Source organism: Xanthomonas sp. NCPPB 1638 (assembly GCF_041475635.2).
GTDB classification, from domain to species: Bacteria; Pseudomonadota; Gammaproteobacteria; order Xanthomonadales; family Xanthomonadaceae; genus Xanthomonas; species Xanthomonas cucurbitae.
This window is the reverse complement of sequence record NZ_CM192984.1, coordinates 4,124,344-4,141,761: the sequence shown is the minus strand read 5'-3', so window position 1 is coordinate 4,141,761 and position 17,418 is coordinate 4,124,344. Positions and strand designations below refer to the sequence as shown.

Sequence of the window (17,418 nt, the reverse complement as noted above, 5' to 3'; positions counted from 1 at the left end):
GGAGCGAGACCGCCATGCCCGACAACAGTGCCGATTACGAAGACGACGAAGGCCTGCAGCCCGAAGGCGACGAAGACGATGTGGACGATCATCCGGCGCGGGTCTGGAACCTGCTGGTGCTGATCAACCCGGGTGACGAAGACACCGCCCTGGCTCAGTTCGACGCCTGGCGCGAGGCACAGGCCGGTGCAGCCGACGACGGCGATGACGCCTGGTTGTGGACGCTGAAGGACGTGATCGACTGGCGCTCGGGCTTCTATGTCGACTGGAAGGACACCGATTCGTTCATCGCCGCCATCGACGAGCTCAGCGCGCGCTGGAACCTGCGCATCGACTGGGGCGGCGACCTGGACGACGAAGACTTCGCCGGCAAGCTCGACGTGCCCGACCTGATGGCGGTGGCCTTCGACCGCCTGCGCGAGCACGGCTACTCGCTGTGGAACTGGAACACCGGCGGCGATGCCTACGCCGGCTGGATGGCCCTCAGCCGCGACGACGACGCCATGCTGGCACTGACCTCGTTGCTGGGTGTGGAAGTGCGCCTGGGCAATGAGGCGTTCTGAGTGACGGGAATCGGGAATGGGGAATCGGGAATCGCAAGAGCGGTTCCCGAGTGATTTGGGGTATGGGGGTGGTTTTTTGTGTGCAATGCGCCGTCACCGCAACTGGTGCAGGGTTTTTGCCGCAGCTGCATCGCATGGGTGTTGAACGACGGAACGTGAAACGAAAGGTGCCGCTACGCCATGACGTTCTTGCGTAAAAGCACTCCGTACCGGGCTTTTTCAAGGACACCGCAGCCCACGACGCCCCCGCTCTTACGATTCCCCATTCCCGATTCCCGATTCACGGCAGCTCACCCCGCGCCTGCGCCCGTGCATTGGCGATCAATGCCTTGAGCCGTGCGCGGTCGGTGTGGCGGGAAATGGGGATGGCGCCCAGGGCGATCGCCTCGGCGCGCAGCGGGGCGGGCACGTCGTAGTGCGCGCCGCTGAGCTTGTTCTGGAAGGCGCGGCGAGGAATGCCCAGCCGCGCCGCCATGGCATGCAACTCGTCCAGCGTGTCGCCTAGCAGATGCGCCCAGCGCTGGTCGCGCCATAGCTGCACTGCATCGTCGATGTAGACGGCCATCGGCCGGGTCAGGCCTGCTTGTTGGCGGTGTTGGGATGCTTGTCGGCGCTGTCGGCGTCGGCCGCTTCGTCGGTTGCGCTGTCGACGGTCGCGTCGTCTGCGCTGCCCGCTTCGTCGCCAGCTGCGTCTTCGTCCTCGTCGTCCGCGTCGTTCGTGTCTTCCTCATCGGCATCGGCGTTCTGGAACTCTTCCACCAGCTGAGTCAGGTATTCCTCCGCGGTCTGGCCTTCCTCGGCGGCCAGGTCGTCGATCATCTGCTGCAGCTGGAACGAATACTCCAGCGTGATGGTCTTGCCCTCGGCTTCCTGCAGGTTGGCCAGGTGCTTGAGCATGGCCAGCATGGGCACCGGGTTGTCGGCGCTGCCCATGGTCTGGCCGCCGATGGACAGCATCCACTCGCTGTCGTCCTGCAGGCCGATGGCGGCCACGACGCGGCCGTCGGCATCCTGCAACACGGCATGGTTGGTGATCTGGGGCGCCTGGCCCAGCCGGACGAAGGGGCGCTTGGGCTGCTGCTTCTTGCGCTTGTCGCGCTTGGCCTTGGAATTGCGGGACACGGTGTTCTCGACGCTGGGAATGGTCGGTCATTCTAGAGCGTGCACCACACGATGCGTTGCGCGCCGCGTGGCGGCACGGACACAGAACGGAGAAATCTCCCCGTTCCGGCGGCGGGCGCCGCCTGTGTCAGCGGCCGGGGCGGCGGCTCATTGCGCGGACGGTGAGGTGTCCACCGCCACCTGCGGCGCGGCCACGGCCGCTTCGGCTGCCCTGGCGAGTGCGGCGGCAGAGGCCACCTGGGCGCTGGAGGACACCCGTGGTGCGGCAGTGCGCGGGGTGGCGGCGGCAGTCGCTGCCGGTGTTGCTGCGGTGGCGGTCGGCACCGCGCCTGCGGTCGGCTTTTCGACGGTGGCGGTGCCGGTGGCCGGCGCGCCGCTCAGGTCTGGCACCTGCGTGTCCGCATCCGGGGTCGGCTTGCCCAGCGCCACGCCCTGGCCGGCGCCGGCCAGCGCGGCCCGCTGGGCGTCCTGGGTCATCACCACGATGCTGATGCGGCGGTTCACCGGGTTCTGCGGGTCGGTCTGGTCGAACAGCACCGACGAAGACAGCCCCACCACGCGGGTCACCTTGGCATCTTCCATGCCGCCACCCACCAGCGCGCGGCGTGCGGCATTGGCGCGATCGGCGCTGAGTTCCCAGTTGGTGTAGCCGGCGTCGCTGCTGTAGGCGGTGATGTCGGTATGCCCGGTGATGCTGATGTGGTTGGGCACCTGGTTGATGAAGCTGGACAGCTCATGCAGGATCGCCACCGTATACGGCTTGAGCTGGTCGCGGCCGATGTCGAACATCGGGCGGTTCTGCTTGTCCACGATCTGGATGCGCAGGCCATCGGGCGTGAGATCCAGCAGCAGCTGGTCCTTGAACGGCTCCAGTGCCTGGCTCTTGTCGATGGCTTCCTTCAGGTCCTGCATCAGCGCTTCCAGGCGCCGCTTGTCCTTGGCGCGGCTGTCCGTGTCGGTGTCGGCCGCGTTGTCGCGCTTGCGGCCCATTTCGTCCTTCTGTCCCTTGGCCATGTCGGCGGTGCCGCCGAGCTTGATCATCGAGGTGCTGGCGCCGCCGGGCCCGCTCATGCCGGGCGAAGGCGCCGGCGACTTGCCGGTCAGTGGGCTGGGGTTGCGAAAGTATTCGGAGATCGCCGCGCGCTGTTCCTTGGTGGTGGCCGCCATCAGCCACAACACCAGGAAGAAGGCCATCATCGCGGTCACGAAGTCGGCGAAGGCCACCTTCCAGGCGCCGCCGTGATGGCCGCCGCCCTGCACCTTCTTGACCCGTCGGATGATGACGGTGGATTTGCCCTCGGCCATGACCGCGGTCCTACTTGATCGTCTTCAGGTGCGTTTCGAAATCGCCGAAGCTCGGACGCACATTGGACGGCAGGGTCTTGCGGGCGAACTCCAGCGCGATCTTCGGGTTGTAGCCGCGCAGGCAGGCCAGCAGCGCGGTCTTGACGGCCTCATAGATGCGCCCGTCCTGCTCGGCGCGCGCTTCCATCGCCGCCGACAGCGGCGACACGAAGCCATACGCCAGCAGGATGCCCAGGAACGTGCCGACCAGCGCGGCGCCGACGTGTTTGCCGATCTCCTCGATCGGCCCGCCGATCGAGCCCATGGTAATCACGATGCCCAGCACGGCGGCCACGATGCCGAAGCCGGGCAGGCCGTCGGAGACCTTGCTCAGCGCGTGCGCCGGCGCCAGGGCCTCGTGGTGATGCTTTTCCAGTTCCAGTTCGAGCAGCGGTTCCAGCTCGTGCGGCTCGATGTTGCTGCCGATCATCAGGCGCAGGCAATCGGTGATGAAGTCCAGCAGGTGATGGTCGGCCACCACCTTGGGATAGTTGCCGAAGATGGTGCTGTCCTGGGGCCTTTCGACATGGTCTTCCAGTGCCATGAAGCCATCGCGGCGGGCCTTGTTCAACAGCTCGTAGATCAGGCTCAAGGTGGCCTTGTAGTCGTCGGAGCTGTACTGCGGGCCCTTGAACACGCCCATGATGCCGCTGAGCGTCTCCTTGACGATCTTGCCCGGGGTGCTGACCAGGAACGCGCCCAGCGCCGCGCCGCCGATAATCATCAACTCGTAGGGTTGCCACAACGCGCCCAGCTTTCCATGCGACAGCACATAGCCGCCGAGGACGCTGACGATGACGACGATGAAGCCAACGATGATGAGCATGGCGCAGCCAGACACGGACGGGGGGTACTAGTGGTTTCGGCTTGCGCCGCCGATTCTTGAAGCGGCAGGTGTCGCGCAACTGAACCAATGCACGAGTGTCGCAGCGGCCTCATGCAGGCGATGGCCGCTCTTGCCGTCGTCCGGCACCGGCGCCCGCAGCTGCGACGCCGACAGGCCTGCCGTACCGATTGCGCCAGGCCTCGGCAAGCACGTGCCGGGCGCCGCCCTTGCAACCGGGCGGGCGAACTGCGGCCTTCCAGCGTTGGCCTGGCCGCATTGGCGACGCGATCGACATGGCCCGATCCGGGGCATTGCAGCCACCGCGCTGTCGTGCACGGCGGCGCCTGGCGTCAGGCTGGCTGGGCCTCGACGCCGCTGCGCTGCAACCGATTGGGAAGTGGCTGGCCGTTCTCGGTGAAGCCCAGCGACACCGAGTTGAGGCAGTGGCGCTCGCCGGTCGGCGGCGGGCCGTCCGGAAAGACATGGCCCAGATGGCTGTCGCAGCGCGCGCACACGATTTCGGTGCGGATCATGCCGTGGCTGGTATCGCGGATCTCGCGCACATGGGCGCTGTCGTAGGGGGCGAAGAAGCTGGGCCAGCCGGTGCCGGAGTCGAACTTGGCGCTGGAGCGGAACAGCGGCAACCCGCACAGGCGACAGGTGTAGACCCCATCGAGCTTGTTGTCCAGGAACACCCCGCAGAACGGCGCCTCGGTGCCGTGCTGCAGCAAGACACGGCGTTCCTCTGCGCTGAGTCCGGCAACCAGGGTCTGGCGCTGGGCGGGGGACGGCGGGGTGAGATCGAACTGGCTCATGAGGCTCTCGCATCTACGGCCGGCGGACGGCCGGCGCCTGTGTCCCGTGATGTGGGCGTTGGTGGAAGGGTTCAACCGCCCGTAGCCGCCAAGGCGCCGCAGCCCTGGTCCAGCATCGCCGGCGACCATGCGGACGCGGCCGCGCCATCACGTTCGCCGGGTGCTGCGGATGGGCTTCTCCGGCAACGAAAACGCCCGTCGCTTTGGCAGGCGCGAACGGTGCGAAGGCGCAGGCGGGCATGTTTCATCCCGGGCGCGCAGACGTGGGCGAGGATCCACCCAGCGGCGCGTGCTACCCAACGCGTTCATCCGCCGGCCGGGCCGGTGCATTGCGGCGCCGGCCGGCCACCCCCATTGCATACGGACGACCCACACACCCGGGGGCCGACATGGCCATCCAGTCTTCGATGCGCACGAATGCGTTCTGCCTGCTGCTGGCCGCCGCCGGGGCGGCGCAGGCGCAATCGGCCACCACCACGCGCGCGTCCAATCCCCTGCAACCGGTCACCGCGCCGACGCAGCCTGTGCAGGTGCCATCGCAACTGGGGCAACGCCCGGCCGCACCGACCATTCCGACGCAACTGGGGCAACGCCCGACCACGCCGACCCTTCCGACCCGGGGGGCGGCCTCGCCTGCCACCACCCAGGGGATGCCGGCCATGGCGCCGATGGTCTACGACCGCACTGGCCGCCTGTTGCCCGGCATGCAACCGGCCGGTCCCAACCGGGTGCTGGACACCCGGACCGGGCGGTATTACGACGCAGTGCCTGCCGGCGACGGGCTGCGGATCGTGCGTTGACGGCGGGCGCCCCGCGTCGCCGGCCGCGGCAGGTGGGCAGGGCGCCGCAGGTGGCCGTCCTGGCGGTGGCTACCGGCAGCAGCACAGGCCCGTGTGGGCGCTCCGCTCGGCGCCAGGCCGGCCTGCCCGGCCATCGCGTGCCGGTTGCCGGATGAGGCAATGCCCAGGCGCAGCCGGTCTGGCGCGTCGCCTGGCCGCCGTTTCCGGGCCTGCCCTGGCCGGCCGGACGGCCGCTCAATCGGCGATGGGCAACGTCAGGGTCTCCTTGACCTCTTCCATCACGATGTAGCTCTTGGATTCGCGCACATGCGGCAAGGTCAGCAAGGTGCTGCCGAGCAGCTTGCGGTAGGAGGCCATCTCGCTGATGCGCGCCTTGAGCAGGTAGTCGAAATCGCCGGAGACCAGATGGCATTCCAGCACGTTGGGCAGCTTCAGCGCGGCGCGGCGGAATTCCTCGAAGATGTCGCCGGATTTGTAGGCCAGGCTGATCTCCACGAACACCAGCAGGCTGGCCTTGAGGTAGTGCGGGTCCAGCCGTGCGTAGTAGCCGGTGATGGCGCCGTCGCGCTCCAGCCGGCGCACGCGCTCGGTGCAGGGGGTGGTCGACAGCCCCACCCGCTCGCCGAGTTCGGTGAACGAAATCCGCCCCTCCTGCTGCAGGATGCGCAGGATCTTGCGGTCGATCTTGTCCAGCTCGCGCGTGCGGGTGGCCATGGGCTTTGTCTCCACAAGGTTTGGCAGGAAGTTTCACTGCAATGGCGAGTCGATTCCAGTAATCGCACTGCCTGGATCGCAATATACTGCGTCTAACTGTCTCCCGCAGCGCCTGGTTGTGGGGGAATACCCTTTCAGGAGAGCGACATGCGGGTGCTCATTCTCGGTAGCGGCGTCATCGGCACCACCAGCGCGTGGTATCTGGCCCAGGCCGGCTGCGAGGTCACCGTCATCGACCGCCAACCGGCGGCGGCGCTGGAGACCAGCTACGCCAATGCCGGCCAGCTGTCGTTCGGCTACACCTCGCCGTGGGCCGCCCCCGGCGTGCCCGGCAAGGCAGTGAAGTGGCTATTCGAACAGCACGCGCCGCTGTCGATCCGCCCCACCCGCGACCTGCGCCAGCTGGCGTGGCTGAGCCAGATGCTGCGCAACTGCACCGCCGAGCGTTATGCGGTGAACAAGGCGCGCATGGTGCGCATGTCCGACTACAGCCGCGACTGCCTCAATGCCTTGCGTGCCGACACCGGCATCCAATTCGAAGGCCGCCAGCTCGGCACCACCCAGCTGTTCCGCACCCAGCAGCAGCTGGACGCCGCCGCGCAGGACATCGAGATATTGGCCCAGTACGGCGTGCCGTACGAACTGCTGGGCCCGGCGCAGATCGCCCAGTACGAACCCGGCCTGGCCGGCGGCGGTGCGCAGATGGCCGGTGCCCTGCGCCTGCCCGAAGACCAGACCGGCGACTGCCGGCTGTTCACCCAGCGCCTGGCCGAACTGGCCGCGCAGGCCGGGGTGCAGTTCCGTTACGGGCAGCAGATCGAGCGGCTGCAGCACGCTGGCGGCGAGATCACCGGCGTGCAGATCGATGGCCGCAGCGAGACCGCCGACCGCTACGTGCTGGCGCTGGGCAGCTATTCGGCCGACATGCTGTTGTCGCTGGGCCTGCACTTGCCGGTGTATCCGCTGAAGGGGTACTCGCTGACGATTCCGATCCGCGATGCGCAGCGGGCGCCGACCTCCACGGTGCTGGACGAAAGCTACAAGATCGCGCTGACCCGCTTCGACGACCGCATCCGCGTCGGCGGCATGGCCGAGGTGGCCGGCTTCGACCTGTCGCTGAATCCGCGTCGCCGCGCCACGCTGGAAATGGTGGTCAACGACCTGTATCCCGGCGGCGGTGATCTGGCCCAGGCCGAGTTCTGGACCGGCCTGCGCCCGGCCACGCCGGACGGCACCCCGGTGGTGGGCGCCACCCCGTTCGCCAACCTGTTCCTCAACACCGGCCACGGCACGCTGGGCTGGACCATGGCCTGCGGCTCCGGGCGCTACCTGGCCGATCTGATGCAGGGCCGTACGCCCGAGATCGATACCGAAGGGCTGGACGTGTTCCGCTACCTGTCGCCGCGCACTGCGCGCCCGCAGCGGGAGGCCGCGTAGTGCGTCCTGCGCAAGCGTTGATCGACCTGGACGCGTTGCGTCACAACTATCGGCTGGCCAAGCAACTGGGCGGCAGCAAGGCGCTGGCGGTGGTGAAGGCCGATGCCTACGGGCACGGTGCGGTGCGCTGCGCGCAGGCACTGGAGCCGGAAGCCGACGGCTTTGCGGTGGCCTGCATCGAAGAAGCGCTGGAACTGCGCCAGGCCGGCATCCGTGCGCCGATCCTGCTGCTGGAAGGCTTTTTCGAACAGGACGAGCTGCGCCTGATCGCCGAGCACGACCTGTGGACGGTGGTGTCCACCTCGCAGCAGGTGCGCGCGCTGGCCGGGTTCCAGAGCCCGCAGCCGCTGCGCATCTGGTTGAAGCTGGACAGCGGCATGCACCGGCTTGGCCTGTCGCCGGAGGATTTCCGCGCCGCCTGGCTGCGTTTGCGCGGGCTGCCGCAGATCGCCTCGGTGGTGTTGATGACCCACCTGGCGCGCGCCGACGAACTGGAGTGCAGCCGCACCGACGAACAGGCGGTGGCCTTCGCGCTCACCGCTGGCGGCATGCGTGCGGAAACCAGCATTCGCAATTCGCCCGGCCTGCTCGGCTGGCCGGCGTTGCGCAACGACTGGTCGCGCCCGGGCCTGATGCTGTACGGCGCCAATCCATTTCCGCACGACACCGAAAATACCGTGCAACTGCGCCCGGTGATGACGTTGCGCTCGCGGATCATCTCGGTGCGCGAGCTGCCGGCCGGCGAACCGGTGGGCTACGGCGCCCGCTTCGTGGCGCAGCGGCCCACCCGCGTGGGCGTGGTGGCGATGGGCTATGCCGACGGTTACCCGCAGTTCGCGCCCAATGGCACCCCGGTGCTGGTGGACGGCCAGGTCTGCCCGCTGATCGGGCGGGTTTCCATGGACATGCTCACGGTGGATCTGACCGACCATCCGCAGGCGGATATCGGCACGCCGGTGCAGCTGTGGGGCGATGCACCACGGCCCGGCGCGTTGGCGGCGCACTGCAATGTCAGCGCGTATCAGCTGCTGTGTGGTCTGAAGCGGGTGCCGAGGGTGTATGTGGGCGAAGCGGCGTCGGGCGAGGTTGCAGCGCGGTAGGTGTATCGCTCTTGTCCCGTACCCTCACCCCAACCCTCGCTCCACACCTCGGCCCGCGCCTGCGGCGCAGGCGCTCCAGGGCACACGCGTCTGTGGCGCGCACGCTGTGCGCTCCCGCCCCGAGGGAAGAGGGGCTTTACGCGGCAGCTCACAACCCGGCAGTCCTGCGATCCCCGCGAAACTGCTTGCGCACCCAGTCGTCGATCATCGCCTTCTCGAACCGCAGCGGATCGCTGTCGGTCAGGCGCGGGCCACTCATCAGGAAGGCGGCGTCCACCAGCTTGCGTTCGCCCTGGTCGATCACCCGTCCATTGGCATCGGTCAAGGTGTAGTGGAAGCTCAGGCGTGGCGGATAAATTTCCCTGACCACGCGCACGTCCTGCATGCGTGGGCCGTGCCAGGGCTCGTACTGGCCCGCACGGCGGATATCGGTGATGGTCACGCTCAGGTGCTGGCCCGCCGGCAGCCGGCGTGCGGCACTTCGCCGGAAATGTGTTGCCAGCTGCGTCACCCAGTCACCGCGTTGCGCTTCCCAGCGGTTGCCGCTGAAGCGCATCTCGGAGAATTGAGCAGGGTCTGCCCAGCGCACGTCCACCCGGCCGTCGCTGCTCAACGCGCGCGGCGCCTGCGGGTCGGTGACGGAGCGGGCGCCGGTCTGCGCGCCGGCGCCAGCAGCAGTGAGCAGACCAACCAGCAACAGGACATGGGCGGCAACATGGGACGTTTTCATGCAAGGCCTCCAGGCTGGTAAACCGCGTACCGTGACGATTGCAGTGTGGGGATGCAATGCGTTGCTCGCAACGCGTGGCGTGGTTCCGGCCGGCGCGGCGTTGCCGTGCGGTTAATGGCCGGCGCCGTGCGCGAGCGTTCACACCCGTGACGGCGAGTTCACCGCGCCTGCGCTCGCGCTTCACGGTCAGGCCAGGAAGATCGCCAACATGGACACCCACCCCCACCGCACAAAATCCGTCGGCTCGCCGCCTGGCCACATGCCGGCAGATGTCCGTCTACAGTTCATCGATTGGGCAAAACAGCACGGGCACAACCCGGTCACCGGCGCGGCGGCCTTTGTCGCCTTGCAGAGTGAGGTGGATCTGGACCTGGCCACCCGGCCACTGCAACTGGCTCCCGACGCGGACGCGCGCACCGCGCTGCGCGACCACCTGGCGGCACTCGGCCGTCAGGTCGATGTCGCAGTGCAGTTTCCGCCGGTCTATGCGTATTCCAGCGCGACCGGGGTGGACTACCGCTATTCGTTGATGCTGGTGATTGCCGAAGATTGCGTGGAGTGGACCGGGCGGGTCTGGCAGGGCCTGGATTACCAGGGCATGCTGACCGGGCGCGGCCAAGGGCCGCGTGCCAACTACACCCAACTGGCGCGAATGGCGCTGGAAAATGAGCTTGATCAGGAGCGACCGCGCTATGTCCAGGCATGAACTGGAATTGGACCTGCCGTTGGGCGCGCAGGTGACCCCGCCCGACGACGCATTCAGCCAGCGCTGTCGCAGCGAATGCGCCGAGCTGGGTCTGAGCCGGGTACGGGTGCTGCTGCTGGATGCCGACTACGCGCGATCCACCGCCTGGCGCGAGGAAGCCCAGCGCTGGATGGACGAACAGCTGCGCCGCGAGGGTGAGTGGGTATTTCGCGGCGTGGTGGGCGGCATCGTGCTGCTGGCAGCCTGCATCGCGCTGGCGTCGGCAACGTTGTGGTGAAACCGCGCAGGCTTGCAGCGTTGGTGCTGGTCCGGGAATGCCTGCGGCCGGTCAGGGCGCATGTGTGACCTCGGCCGCCAGCGTGTGCACCCGCTGACGACATCGGCCGTGGTTTGATCTTTCCGTCATCCGCTCCGGCAGCACCCGTGGTCCCCGACTTGAGCACCCCTAGCCTTAGCCCCGAGCTGGCCGTCGCGTTGCCGGCCGCCAGTGGTCAATCCTGCCTCGACCCGGGGATGTATCACGAGATCTTCCACAATATCGATGCCGGCTTTTGCGTCATCGACCTGGTGTTCGAAGGCGATCGCGCGGTTGACTACCTGATCCGCAACACAAACGCAGCGTTCGAGCGCTACACCGGGCTGGAGAACGCGGTCGACGTCTCCATTCGGAACCTGCTCCCCGACCATGAGCAGGAATGGTTCGACAGGTACGGGCAGGTCGCCCGCACCGGCAACCGCATCCATTTCGAGATGCAGGCCAAGGCGCTGCGACGTTGGTATTCGGTGGATGCATTCCGGGTGGGCCGCACGGAGCAGGCACGGGTGGCGGTGTTGTTCATGGACATCACCGAGCGTAAGCGCGTGGAGCGCGAGCTAGCCGAAAGCGAGGCACGCTTCAGCGCGTTGGCCGATGGCCTGCCGATGCCGGTCTGGGTGCTGGATGCGCAGGGCGTGGTGCGCTTCGTCAACAGCGCCTATGGCGAATTCTTCGGCCTGGACATTTCCAGCGGCACGGTGTCGGCGTGGAGCGACCTGTTGCATCCGGACGACCTGCCGATCTTCCAGTTCGAATTGTCGGCCGCGCTGGAAGAACAACGCGGCCTGCGCGCTCTGGTGCGCGCGCGCCGCCACGATGGCCAGTGGCGCTGGATCGAGATGACTGCCACGCCGCGCTATTCGGCCGATGGGCGCTTCATCGGCCTGGCCGGCAGCAGCCCGGACGTGACCGAGCAGCGCGAGATCGAACTGGCCCGCGAGCAATTGCTTGAATCCGAGCGCAGCGCACGCAACGAAGCCGAGAGCATGGCCCGGCTGAAGGACGAATTCCTGGCGACCCTGTCGCACGAGTTGCGCACCCCGCTGACCACCATCCTGGGCTGGAGCGAGTTGCTGCTGCAGCGGGTCGAGGAAGGGCATCCCAACTACAAGGGTTTGTCGGTGATCGCCAGCAGCGCACGCGCGCAGAAGCGGCTGATCTCGGACATGCTCGATCTCAGCAGCATGTTGCTGGGCAAGGTGCAACTGGAAGTCGAGTCGCTGGATCTGGTGGAGCAGGTGCGCGAAGCGCTCACGACCCAGGAACTGGCTGTCCAGGGCAAGGACCAGGTGCTGCAACTGCATGCGCCGTCCACACCGTGCCTGGTGCTGGGCGATGCCACGCGGCTGCAGCAGGTGCTGTGGAACCTGCTCTCCAATGCGATCAAGTTCACCCCGGCGCATGGCCGTATCGATGTCAGCATCGAGCGCGACGACGGCCATCTGCGGGTGGCGGTGCGCGATTCCGGCGACGGCATCGCCGCCGAATTCCTGCCGCATCTGTTCGGCCGCTTCCGGCAGGCCGATGGCACCACCACGCGCCAGCACGGCGGCCTGGGCCTGGGGCTGGCAATCGTGCAACAGCTGGTGGAAATGCATGGCGGCCAGGTCAGCGCCAGCAGCGGCGGCCGCGGCAAGGGCGCCATCTTCACCGTGCGCCTGCCCGAACATGCGCCCGACCAGGGCAAACGCCCGCGACGCGAGCTGCGTCGTCGCCTGATGTCCGAGCAGATCGTCGAAGCGCGCGCGCTCAACGGCCTGCGCCTGCTGGCGGTGGAGGATCAGCCGGATATGCTCGATTACCTGCGCCGCCTGCTCGAAGAGCAGGGTGCCGAGGTCGTCACTGCCGGCAGCGCCACCGATGCGCTGGCGTTGATCGATCATCACGGCCACGCGCGCTTCGATGCGATGCTCACCGACATCGGCATGCCGGGCATGGATGGTTATGGGTTGATCCGTACCGTGCGCGACAACCTGGGGCTGGATGCGCATGCGCTGCCGGCGGTGGCGGTGACCGCGCTGGCCCGCGATGACGACCGCAAGCGCGCGCTGGAATCGGGATTCCAGGAACATCTGGCCAAGCCGTATAGCGTGGCGCAGCTGGTGACCGCGGTGCGCGCGGCGCGCGAACGGCTGGAGTGATGCCGGCACGGCTTGGGCACCGCGTGGACTGATGGCGACAGGCGCACGGATCGCGGGTGGTTGCCGCCCCGTTCACGGTCACTGGTCTGGCGGGGAGCGCCCGATACGTCAAAGCGAGCCGGGCCGGTATTGACGAGGCGTTTACTTCTCTGCGCGCGGTTGGCGGCATGATGGTCCGCTGCCGCAACTGTTCAGGATCCGCCGCAATGACTGCATCACTGTGCTCGTTCGTCCGTTGGCCGTTGCCGCTGCTGGCTGTGGCCGTCCTTGCCGGTTGCGGCGATACCGCCACCTTGGCCATCGAACAGGGCACCGGCCCCAACCCGCAATTGCCCGAGCCGGTAAAGTGGCTGATTCCCACGGTCAAGATTGCGCCGGTCAAGCGCTGGGCCGCCGATGCCAGGCCGACGGCGGCTGCCGATCTGCAGGTCAATGCCTTCGCGCGCGACCTGGACCACCCGCGCTGGCTGTATGTGCTGCCCAATGGCGATGTGCTGGTGGCCGAAACCGCCGGGCCACCCAAGCCCGAGAATGCCGACGAGGGCGGTGGACTGCGCAAGAAGGTGCAGGGCGTGGTGATGAAGAAGGCCGGCGCGGTGGTGCCCAGTGCCAACCGCATCACCTTGCTGCGCGATGCCGATGGCGATGGCGTGGCCGAAGTGCGGACCCAGTTCATCAGCGGCCTGTATTCGCCGTTCGGCATGGCGCTGGTCGGCGACCGCTTCTACGTGGCCAACGCCGATGCGCTGGTGAGCTTCCCCTACAAGCCCGGCGACACGCATATCACCGCCAAGCCGACCTTCGTAGCCAACCTGCCCGGCGGGCTGAACCACCATTGGACCAAGTCGTTGCTGGCCAGTCCCGATGGCAGCAAGCTGTACGTGGGCGTGGGATCCAACAGCAACGTGGCCGAACACGGCATGGAGGCCGAACTCAATCGCGCCGCCATCCTGGAGATCGACCCGGCTACCGGCAGCAGTCGCGTATTTGCCAGCGGCTTGCGCAATCCGGTTGGTACCGCCTGGGAGCCGCAGCGCAAGACGCTGTGGACCGTGGTCAACGAGCGCGACGAGATCGGCAGCGATCTGGTACCCGACTACCTGACCTCGGTGCGCGATGGCGGCTTCTATGGCTGGCCGTACAGTTATTACGGGCAGCATGTGGACGAGCGGGTGAAGCCGCAGAATGCCGAACTGGTGGCCAGGGCGATCAAACCGGACTATGCACTGGGTCCGCACACCGCCTCACTGGGCCTGGCCTTCGCTGCTGGCACGCTGCTGCCGGAGCGCTTTCGCCAGGGCGCCTTCATCGGCCAGCATGGTTCGTGGAACCGCGACCCGCCGAGTGGCTACAAGGTGCTGTTCGTCCCCTTCATCGACGGCAAGCCCAGCGGGACACCGATCACCGTGCTGGATGGTTTCCTGGATGCCGAAGGCAATGCGCAAGGGCGTCCGGTGGGCGTAGCACTCGACAATGCCGGTGCGCTACTGGTGGCCGACGATGTTGGCAATGTGATCTGGCGGGCGACGCCCAAGCCGCGTTGAGCATGCCGCGCGCGCTGGCAGAACGCATGCCATGCGCGCGGTGCATGGGCGCCAGTTCGTTGGCACATGCGCTCAGCGCGGCAACTCCGGTGACGCACTGAAACGCCGCGCGTAGCCACGTTCCTCGGTGATACGCACGATGTCGTCATCGGCCATTTCCGGGGCGCCGTACACCGCATAGGCCAGGCTGCCATCGGCACGCTCGCCCACCTGGTGCAGGCGGTAGCGAGGCCTGCCGGCGCCGGTATTTTCGGGGTAATGCATCGGCGGCGGAGCGTCGTCCAGGTCCATTTCGCTGTTGTCGACAACTCCACCTACGAACAATGCACGCATCGTGTCTCTCCACTGTGGGCGTGCCTGCAGCCTAGGTGGGCAGATGTTGCGAGCGCATCAATAGTCCGTATACACATTGGAAGGGCAACTGGGCCGACGGCGCCGGTCCCTTACAATGGCGGCCTGTTCCCGACCCGATGATCCAATGGCTGGCCCGCACGATGCTCCGCTTCAAGCCCTGTTCCTGCCGTTCGCCCAGGGCGCGCTGCCATGGCCGCAAGGTCCGGTGCTGTTCCTGCGTGCCCGCGATGGCGTGGTGCTGCGCGAGCATGCCACCGCCGACACGCTGATCTGCGAACAGAGTTTTCGCCCGTTCGCGCAGGCGCTGGAGCACAGCGGCTGGCAGGTGCGTGAAGAGCGCCAGATCGAGGCCGACAGCACCCGCTATGCGCTGGTGCTGGTATTGCCGCCGCGTCAGCGCGACGAAGCGCGCGCGCTGTTCGCGCGGGCGGTGGCGTTGACCGCACCCGGCGGACGCGTGGTGGCCTGCCAGTCCAACAACGAGGGCGCGCGCTCCGGCGAGGCCGATCTGCGCCAGCTCTGCGGCCTGGCCGGCAGCCTGACCAAGTATCACTGCCGCAGCTACTGGACCGCACCGCTGCCGGCCGCCACCGATGTCGCGTTGCAGGCGCGCTGGGCCGCGCTGGATGCCCCGCGCAAGATCGTCGACGGGCGTTTCATCAGCCGCCCGGGCGTGTTCGCCTGGGATCGCATCGATCCGGCATCGGCGCTGCTGGTCGAGCATCTGCCGCCCACGCTGGCCGGGCATGGCGCCGACCTGGGAGCGGGCTTCGGTTACCTGTCGGCCGAAGTGCTGGCGCGTTGCCCCAAGGTCACCGCATTGGACCTGTACGAAGCGGAGGCGCGCGCGCTGGATCTGGCACGGCGCAACCTGCAGGACAGCCCGCACTCGGCGCAGCTGCACTATCACTGGCGCGACGTCACTGCCGGGCTGGCGGCCCAGTACGATTTCATCGTCAGCAACCCGCCGTTCCACACACCGTCGCGCGCCGATCGCCCCGACATCGGGCAGCGCTTCATCGCCGTGGCCGCGCAGGCGCTGCGTCCGGGAGGGCAGTTGTTGCTGGTGGCCAACCGGCATCTGCCCTACGAACAGATCCTCAACGAGAGCTTCGGCCAGGTGCGCGTGGCCGCCGAGCGCGACGGCTTCAAGCTGATCGCCGCCACCCGCGGCCGTGGAGCGCGCGCATGAAGCTGGTCAAGCACATCGCCAACCTGGGCTATGGCAGCCGCAAGCAGGTGACCCAGCTGTTCCGCCAGGGCGCCATCACCGACGCGCAGGGCGAGGTGCTGTATGCCGACGATCAGGTGGAGCATGACGCCATCCGCATCGATGGCGAACCGCTGGATCCGCCGCCGGGTTTCAGTCTGCTGTTGCACAAGCCCGGCGGCTACACCTGTTCGACCAAGGACACCGGCCGGCTGATCTATGAGCTGTTGCCGCCGCGCTTCCGCCTGCGCGCACCGGTGCTGGCGCCGGTTGGCCGGCTGGACCGCGAGACCAGCGGCATGCTGCTGATGACCGACGACGGCGCGCTGCTGCACCGGATCATTTCGCCCAGATCCGCACTCGACAAGGTGTACGAAATCACCCTGGCCGAGGACCTGCGTGGCGACGAAGCGGCGCTGTTTTCCAGTGGCACGTTGCTGCTGGAAGGCGAGACCAAGCCGTTGCTGCCAGCCGAACTGGAGGTGCTTGGACCACGCCAGGCGAGCCTGACCCTGCACGAAGGCCGCTACCACCAGGTGCGGCGCATGTTTGCGGCCGTCGGCAACCATGTGGTGACGTTGCATCGCAGCCGCATCGGCGGCTTGTCGCTGGAGACGCTGCCGTCCGGGCAATGGCGCGCGCTGCAGGCGGCCGACCTGCAGGTGCTGTTCGGCCGCGAAGCCACCGCATGACCGAGCACGCGACCAACAAAGCCCCTCTCCCGGCGGGAGAGGGGTTGGGGTGAGGGTACGACGCAACCGACACCCATCACTCTTCGCATGAACAACACCCGGCGCACATCGAAGGATTGCCTGGCCAACCGCACCCATATCGGTTCCGAACGCGCGCGAAGGCATCCGCACGCGAGCGCATGTCCTCACACGTACTGCATCTTGCGCGACATGCCGCCGTCGACGACGAAATCCTGCCCGGTGACAAACCCGGACAGCCGCGGCGACAGCAGATACACCGCCAGCTGCGCGATATCTTCCGGTGTCCCCACACGCCCGACCGGATGCTGCGCATGGTCGCGTCGCGATAGCTTGGGTGCGCGCCGGCGCTGCGGTGCACGCCAGGCATCGGTACTGATCCATCCCGGGCTGATGCTGTTGACGCGTACCTGCGGGCCTTCGCTCAGCGCCAGCGCATGGGTAAAGGCCACCAGCCCGCCTTTCGCGGCCGCATAGGCTTCGCTATGCGGCTCCGACTGCCAGGCGCGGGTGGAGGCGATGTTGACGATCGCGCCGCCACCATCGGCCTGGGTCAACGCAGGCAAGGCCTGTTTGCTGCACAGAAATGCCGCGTGCAGGCTGGAGAGGCGGGCATTCCACTGGTCCCATTCCAGCTGCGGCAAGGGCGCGATGTGCGGGTCGGCTACACCGGCGTTATTGACCAGGCCATCGAGTCTGCCGAAGCGCTTGAGCGTGGTGGCGATCAAGCGCGCAGCCTGCGCCTGGCGCGCGGCATCGCACCGCACGAAGGCACTGCGTCGCGGCAGTGCCCAGTCCTGCAGACAGGCGTTGCCGGCATCGCTGTCGAGATCGCCGATCACCACGGTGCCGCCCGCACCCAGGACGGCCTGCGCAATGCCGCGCCCGATGCCTTGCGCACCACCGGTGACGACGATCACGCGGTCCTGCAAGGGGGAGGGGTTCCATGCGGAAACGCCGGGAGTCAGGGCAATGGCACGCGCAGG

Annotated in this window: 19 protein-coding genes; 10 read left to right on the top strand and 9 right to left on the bottom strand. The window is 67.5% G+C overall.

Going from position 1 to position 17,418, the window contains the following annotated elements; translation table 11 throughout:
* The first annotated feature begins 14 nt into the window (after window positions 1-14).
* Window positions 15-563, top strand: a complete 549-nt coding sequence (locus ACCQ13_RS17940; RefSeq protein ID WP_104602845.1) for a DUF6630 family protein — start codon at window positions 15-17, stop codon at window positions 561-563.
* Window positions 564-843: 280 nt separating this feature from the next.
* Here ACCQ13_RS17940 and ACCQ13_RS17935 read toward each other — a convergent pair whose 3' ends face one another.
* From ACCQ13_RS17935 to msrB, 5 genes are all read right to left on the bottom strand, one after another.
* Window positions 844-1,128, bottom strand: coding sequence for a DUF4031 domain-containing protein (locus ACCQ13_RS17935; RefSeq protein WP_104602846.1), 285 nt, complete (start codon window positions 1,126-1,128; stop codon window positions 844-846).
* 8 nt (window positions 1,129-1,136) lie between these two features.
* A complete protein-coding gene (locus ACCQ13_RS17930) occupies window positions 1,137-1,685 on the bottom strand; it encodes a hypothetical protein (protein WP_159407698.1) in 549 nt (182 codons plus the stop codon).
* A 147-nt stretch (window positions 1,686-1,832) separates the two neighbouring features.
* Window positions 1,833-2,990, bottom strand: a complete 1,158-nt coding sequence (gene motB, locus ACCQ13_RS17925) for a flagellar motor protein MotB (protein ID WP_104602848.1) — start codon at window positions 2,988-2,990, stop codon at window positions 1,833-1,835.
* A 10-nt stretch (window positions 2,991-3,000) separates the two neighbouring features.
* Window positions 3,001-3,855: a flagellar motor stator protein MotA gene (motA, locus tag ACCQ13_RS17920; RefSeq protein WP_159407697.1), complete on the bottom strand. Its 855-nt coding sequence runs from the start codon at window positions 3,853-3,855 to the stop codon at window positions 3,001-3,003.
* 350 nt (window positions 3,856-4,205) lie between these two features.
* Complete coding sequence (gene msrB, locus ACCQ13_RS17915; RefSeq protein WP_159407696.1) at window positions 4,206-4,670, bottom strand: peptide-methionine (R)-S-oxide reductase MsrB; 465 nt, start codon at window positions 4,668-4,670, stop codon at window positions 4,206-4,208.
* A 389-nt stretch (window positions 4,671-5,059) separates the two neighbouring features.
* Here msrB and ACCQ13_RS17910 point away from each other — a divergent pair, with 389 nt between their 5' ends.
* On the top strand, window positions 5,060-5,470 hold the full coding sequence (locus ACCQ13_RS17910; RefSeq protein WP_159407695.1) for a hypothetical protein: 411 nt from the start codon (window positions 5,060-5,062) through the stop codon (window positions 5,468-5,470).
* Between the two features lie 234 nt (window positions 5,471-5,704).
* On the opposite strand, the gene ACCQ13_RS17905 is transcribed toward ACCQ13_RS17910, so the two are convergent.
* Window positions 5,705-6,184, bottom strand: a complete 480-nt coding sequence (locus ACCQ13_RS17905; RefSeq protein WP_159407694.1) for an Lrp/AsnC ligand binding domain-containing protein — start codon at window positions 6,182-6,184, stop codon at window positions 5,705-5,707.
* A 147-nt stretch (window positions 6,185-6,331) separates the two neighbouring features.
* Here ACCQ13_RS17905 and ACCQ13_RS17900 point away from each other — a divergent pair, with 147 nt between their 5' ends.
* Together ACCQ13_RS17900 and alr are read left to right on the top strand one after the other, a co-directional pair.
* Window positions 6,332-7,621, top strand: a complete 1,290-nt coding sequence (locus ACCQ13_RS17900; RefSeq protein ID WP_159407693.1) for a D-amino acid dehydrogenase — start codon at window positions 6,332-6,334, stop codon at window positions 7,619-7,621.
* A complete protein-coding gene (gene alr, locus ACCQ13_RS17895; RefSeq protein ID WP_159407692.1) occupies window positions 7,621-8,721 on the top strand; it encodes an alanine racemase in 1,101 nt (366 codons plus the stop codon). Before ACCQ13_RS17900 ends, alr begins: the two co-directional genes overlap by 1 nt.
* A 148-nt stretch (window positions 8,722-8,869) precedes the next feature.
* Here alr and ACCQ13_RS17890 read toward each other — a convergent pair whose 3' ends face one another.
* On the bottom strand, window positions 8,870-9,451 hold the full coding sequence (locus tag ACCQ13_RS17890; protein ID WP_159407691.1) for a DUF3016 domain-containing protein: 582 nt from the start codon (window positions 9,449-9,451) through the stop codon (window positions 8,870-8,872).
* A 259-nt stretch (window positions 9,452-9,710) separates the two neighbouring features.
* Between ACCQ13_RS17890 and ACCQ13_RS17885 the strand changes: the two genes are divergently transcribed.
* The 4 genes from ACCQ13_RS17885 (at window position 9,711) to ACCQ13_RS17870 (ending at window position 14,158) form a co-directional block, all read left to right on the top strand.
* A complete protein-coding gene (locus ACCQ13_RS17885; protein WP_167526960.1) occupies window positions 9,711-10,157 on the top strand; it encodes a hypothetical protein in 447 nt (148 codons plus the stop codon).
* Window positions 10,144-10,434 carry a hypothetical protein gene (locus ACCQ13_RS17880; RefSeq protein WP_159407690.1) on the top strand — a complete coding sequence of 97 codons (291 nt, stop codon included), beginning with the start codon at window positions 10,144-10,146 and terminating at the stop codon, window positions 10,432-10,434. The genes ACCQ13_RS17885 and ACCQ13_RS17880 overlap by 14 nt, the downstream gene beginning before the upstream one ends.
* A gap of 146 nt (window positions 10,435-10,580) precedes the next feature.
* Window positions 10,581-12,614, top strand: coding sequence for a PAS domain-containing hybrid sensor histidine kinase/response regulator (locus ACCQ13_RS17875; protein WP_159407689.1), 2,034 nt, complete (start codon window positions 10,581-10,583; stop codon window positions 12,612-12,614).
* 206 nt (window positions 12,615-12,820) lie between these two features.
* Window positions 12,821-14,158: a PQQ-dependent sugar dehydrogenase gene (locus ACCQ13_RS17870; protein WP_159407688.1), complete on the top strand. Its 1,338-nt coding sequence runs from the start codon at window positions 12,821-12,823 to the stop codon at window positions 14,156-14,158.
* Window positions 14,159-14,230: 72 nt separating this feature from the next.
* Here the strand turns inward: ACCQ13_RS17870 and ACCQ13_RS17865 are convergent, their stop codons facing one another.
* Window positions 14,231-14,491 carry a hypothetical protein gene (locus tag ACCQ13_RS17865; protein ID WP_104602859.1) on the bottom strand — a complete coding sequence of 87 codons (261 nt, stop codon included), beginning with the start codon at window positions 14,489-14,491 and terminating at the stop codon, window positions 14,231-14,233.
* A gap of 145 nt (window positions 14,492-14,636) precedes the next feature.
* On the opposite strand from ACCQ13_RS17865, the gene ACCQ13_RS17860 reads away from it, so the two are divergent.
* Both ACCQ13_RS17860 and ACCQ13_RS17855 read left to right on the top strand, forming a co-directional pair.
* Window positions 14,637-15,704, top strand: coding sequence for a class I SAM-dependent methyltransferase (locus tag ACCQ13_RS17860; protein ID WP_159407687.1), 1,068 nt, complete (start codon window positions 14,637-14,639; stop codon window positions 15,702-15,704).
* On the top strand, window positions 15,701-16,414 hold the full coding sequence (locus tag ACCQ13_RS17855; protein WP_104602861.1) for a pseudouridine synthase: 714 nt from the start codon (window positions 15,701-15,703) through the stop codon (window positions 16,412-16,414). The genes ACCQ13_RS17860 and ACCQ13_RS17855 overlap by 4 nt, the downstream gene beginning before the upstream one ends.
* Window positions 16,415-16,599: 185 nt before the next feature.
* Here the strand turns inward: ACCQ13_RS17855 and ACCQ13_RS17850 are convergent, their stop codons facing one another.
* The gene (locus ACCQ13_RS17850; RefSeq protein WP_159408034.1) at window positions 16,600-17,406 is read right to left on the bottom strand and encodes an SDR family oxidoreductase; all 807 of its coding nucleotides are present in this window, start codon (window positions 17,404-17,406) and stop codon (window positions 16,600-16,602) included.
* Between the last annotated feature and the right edge of the window lie 12 nt (window positions 17,407-17,418).

What these genes read in the sequence shown, in the direction of transcription:
- ACCQ13_RS17940 (WP_104602845.1), top strand. Translation starts at nt 15, where the DNA reads ATGCCCGACAACAGTGCCGATTACGAAGACGACGAAGGCCTGCAGCCC.
- ACCQ13_RS17935 (WP_104602846.1), bottom strand. Translation starts at nt 1,128, where the DNA reads ATGGCCGTCTACATCGACGATGCAGTGCAGCTATGGCGCGACCAGCGC.
- motB (WP_104602848.1), bottom strand. Translation starts at nt 2,990, where the DNA reads ATGGCCGAGGGCAAATCCACCGTCATCATCCGACGGGTCAAGAAGGTG.
- motA (WP_159407697.1), bottom strand. Translation starts at nt 3,855, where the DNA reads ATGCTCATCATCGTTGGCTTCATCGTCGTCATCGTCAGCGTCCTCGGC.
- msrB (WP_159407696.1), bottom strand. Translation starts at nt 4,670, where the DNA reads ATGAGCCAGTTCGATCTCACCCCGCCGTCCCCCGCCCAGCGCCAGACC.
- ACCQ13_RS17910 (WP_159407695.1), top strand. Translation starts at nt 5,060, where the DNA reads ATGGCCATCCAGTCTTCGATGCGCACGAATGCGTTCTGCCTGCTGCTG.
- ACCQ13_RS17905 (WP_159407694.1), bottom strand. Translation starts at nt 6,184, where the DNA reads ATGGCCACCCGCACGCGCGAGCTGGACAAGATCGACCGCAAGATCCTG.
- ACCQ13_RS17900 (WP_159407693.1), top strand. Translation starts at nt 6,332, where the DNA reads ATGCGGGTGCTCATTCTCGGTAGCGGCGTCATCGGCACCACCAGCGCG.
- ACCQ13_RS17890 (WP_159407691.1), bottom strand. Translation starts at nt 9,451, where the DNA reads ATGAAAACGTCCCATGTTGCCGCCCATGTCCTGTTGCTGGTTGGTCTG.
- ACCQ13_RS17885 (WP_167526960.1), top strand. Translation starts at nt 9,711, where the DNA reads ATGCCGGCAGATGTCCGTCTACAGTTCATCGATTGGGCAAAACAGCAC.
- ACCQ13_RS17880 (WP_159407690.1), top strand. Translation starts at nt 10,144, where the DNA reads ATGTCCAGGCATGAACTGGAATTGGACCTGCCGTTGGGCGCGCAGGTG.
- ACCQ13_RS17870 (WP_159407688.1), top strand. Translation starts at nt 12,821, where the DNA reads ATGACTGCATCACTGTGCTCGTTCGTCCGTTGGCCGTTGCCGCTGCTG.
- ACCQ13_RS17865 (WP_104602859.1), bottom strand. Translation starts at nt 14,491, where the DNA reads ATGCGTGCATTGTTCGTAGGTGGAGTTGTCGACAACAGCGAAATGGAC.
- ACCQ13_RS17860 (WP_159407687.1), top strand. Translation starts at nt 14,637, where the DNA reads ATGGCTGGCCCGCACGATGCTCCGCTTCAAGCCCTGTTCCTGCCGTTC.
- ACCQ13_RS17855 (WP_104602861.1), top strand. Translation starts at nt 15,701, where the DNA reads ATGAAGCTGGTCAAGCACATCGCCAACCTGGGCTATGGCAGCCGCAAG.